Here is a 2519-nt window from a genome sequence, read left to right as displayed (position 1 = left end):
GAGTAATTCCCTGTCCATCGTCAACCCAATAATCGCAGTATCATACAATAGCTCAGGGGATTGGTTCTCCTGAAGCTCTGCTGCTGTTCTCCCTGTGCAATGAATGATTTCTAATGCCCTGATCACTCGCCGGACATTATTCGGATGAATTCGCGAAGCACTTTCCGGATCCTCAGCCTTCAATCTTTCATGCAAAACATCCGGGCCATGTTCCTCGGCTTCTTTTTCCAGCTTACTGCGGAAGCTCGGGTCTGATGGCGCATCTGTAAAATGATAGTCATAAATGACGGACTGAATGTATAGCCCAGTGCCGCCCACAATCATTGGAACCCTTCCCCTCGAGCTGATTTCATCTATTTTCGTGCGGACTAGTTCCTGGAATTCCGCAGTTGAAAAACTTTCATCCGGCTCTTTAATATCAATTAAATGATGAGGAATTCCTTCCATTTCTTCTTTGGTGACTTTGGCGGTTCCTATATCCATGCTCTTATAAATCTGCATCGAATCTCCGCTGATGATTTCACCATTAAAATGCTTTGCTAGTTCAATGCTCAGGTTTGTTTTACCGACAGCAGTCGGCCCAATTAACACAATCAATTTCTGTTTTTGTCCCAAAAAACTTCACACTGCCTTTTCTTTGAAGCTGTTGGCATTGATATCCCAACATTTAATTTTATCTTACCATTAAATAGAAAGCAGTTGAACATCTATGCATTATACCCCAACCTCATCTTATATATTCTTAAATCTACAATTTTTGAGTAAATTTTCCTCTAGTTTTACATTTAGATAACGATTGCGTAACAAAAGCCCTTTCACCCCCAAATTCATGGTAGTTTAGTAGAAGTCTATGATGGATTTACTAATTTATAGAGAACTGGGTGAAAACGAATGTTATCTACTACAGAAATTGGAATTGATTTAGGAACAGCCAACACACTTGTATATAGTAAAAATAAAGGAATCGCTCTAAATGAGCCTTCTGTTGTGGCGATTGATACTGAAACAAAAACCGTACTTGCTGTCGGCAAGGAAGCAAAAGAAATGATCGGGAAGACTCCCGGCAAGATTGTCGCAATCCGACCTTTGAAGGATGGAGTGATTGCGGACTTCGACGTGACGACTGAAATGCTTAAACATATCATGAAGAAGGCATCCAAAAACGGCGGATTTGGACTTCGCAAACCAGATGTAGTTGTATGTACACCTTCTGGTTCAACTAGTGTTGAACGCCGCGCGATTCAGGATGCGGTGAGAAATGCAGGCGCAAAAAGGGTTCATTTAATTGAAGAGCCTGTTGCTGCAGCAATTGGAGCAGGCCTACCTGTTGATGAGCCTGTAGCAAACGTTGTCGTAGATATCGGCGGCGGTACAACCGAAGTTGCGATCATCTCCTATGGCGGTGTTGTAGCCTGTCATTCGATTCGTATCGCTGGTGACAGATTGGACGAGGACATTATTCAATATGTACGTAAAGAGTACAATGTTCTAATCGGTGAAAGAACAGCTGAAAAAATCAAAATGGAAATCGGCTATGCGCTCGTTGACCATGAAATGATGGAAATGGATATCCGCGGCCGTGACCTGGTAACAGGTCTTCCAAAAACTGTTACACTTAATTCATATGAAATCAGAGATGCGATCAAGGAATCCCTTCTTCATATTATGGAAGCTATTCGCGCAACTCTTGAAGATTGTCCGGCTGAACTAAGTGGTGATATCGTTGACCGCGGTGTCATCCTTTCAGGTGGCGGCGCATTGCTGAATGGCATCCAGGACTGGTTAGGTGGAGAGATGGTCGTACCTGTCCATATCGCTCCTAATCCATTGGAATCTGTTGCAATCGGTACTGGAAAAGCGCTTCAGTACATTCATAAGCTTCAGCCAGCAGTGAGATAAATACTACGCAAAAAAACTCGTTATTTTCGAACGAGTTTTTTTGCTTTTTAAACATACATAATTACATGCCAATCAGGTAAGATTCAGCTTCTAAACTTTTAAATATTTTTCTATAATGATTTTCATATGATGAAGCTCATGTCCCGCAATCATGAAAGGAAGTGCTCTCGCAGTTATTTCATATCCATTAGCTGAACCTTTCCGCCCCCATGCATGTTGTGGTATCCCCTTCATTAAGCTGATTGTAGACCTTCTGACTAACTTATAATCCTCAAGAAGCTCTGTGAGGGACCGCAAATGAAAGGCAGCCTCTCTTACATAATCATTCTCACTGTAGCCAGGGAGCACGGTCTGATCTCCCCTGGAAATACGCAGCAATCTGTACCCCATGATCCGTTCGGTATCGGTTAAATGTCCAACGACTTCACTGAGTGACCATTTTCCTTCTGCATACCGGTAATCGGCTTCTGCATCTGTAAGGTTTGAAAGTAGTTTATAAGTTTCCTCCGACTGTGAGGCAAGAATATCTGTTATATCTCGTTCTGGAACTAAATTTATATAGCTTCTAGTGTATTCGGGATATTCTTCGATTAATGGACGTGTAAGCAATTACGTATCTC

3 protein-coding genes are annotated in these 2519 nt (G+C 42.1%); 1 reads left to right on the top strand and 2 read right to left on the bottom strand.

Annotation, left to right across the window (positions count from 1 at the left end; genetic code table 11):
- Positions 1-615, bottom strand: a 615-nt coding sequence (gene miaA / locus WB217_RS09060; RefSeq protein ID WP_423992697.1) for a tRNA (adenosine(37)-N6)-dimethylallyltransferase MiaA, incomplete at its 3' end; no start/stop codon positions are given.
- Between the two features lie 276 nt (positions 616-891).
- On the opposite strand from miaA, the gene mreBH reads away from it, so the two are divergent.
- Positions 892-1899: a rod-share determining protein MreBH gene (gene mreBH / locus WB217_RS09055; RefSeq protein ID WP_423992695.1), complete on the top strand. Its 1008-nt coding sequence runs from the start codon at positions 892-894 to the stop codon at positions 1897-1899.
- Positions 1900-1989: 90 nt separating this feature from the next.
- On the opposite strand, the gene WB217_RS09050 is transcribed toward mreBH, so the two are convergent.
- Positions 1990-2508 carry a DinB family protein gene (locus WB217_RS09050; RefSeq protein WP_423992693.1) on the bottom strand — a complete coding sequence of 173 codons (519 nt, stop codon included), beginning with the start codon at positions 2506-2508 and terminating at the stop codon, positions 1990-1992.
- Between the last annotated feature and the right edge of the window lie 11 nt (positions 2509-2519).

The sequence above is a fragment of the Mesobacillus sp. genome (assembly GCF_049588175.1).
GTDB lineage: Bacteria > Bacillota > Bacilli > Bacillales > Cytobacillaceae > Mesobacillus.
This window is presented reverse-complemented; position numbering and strand designations above follow the sequence as displayed.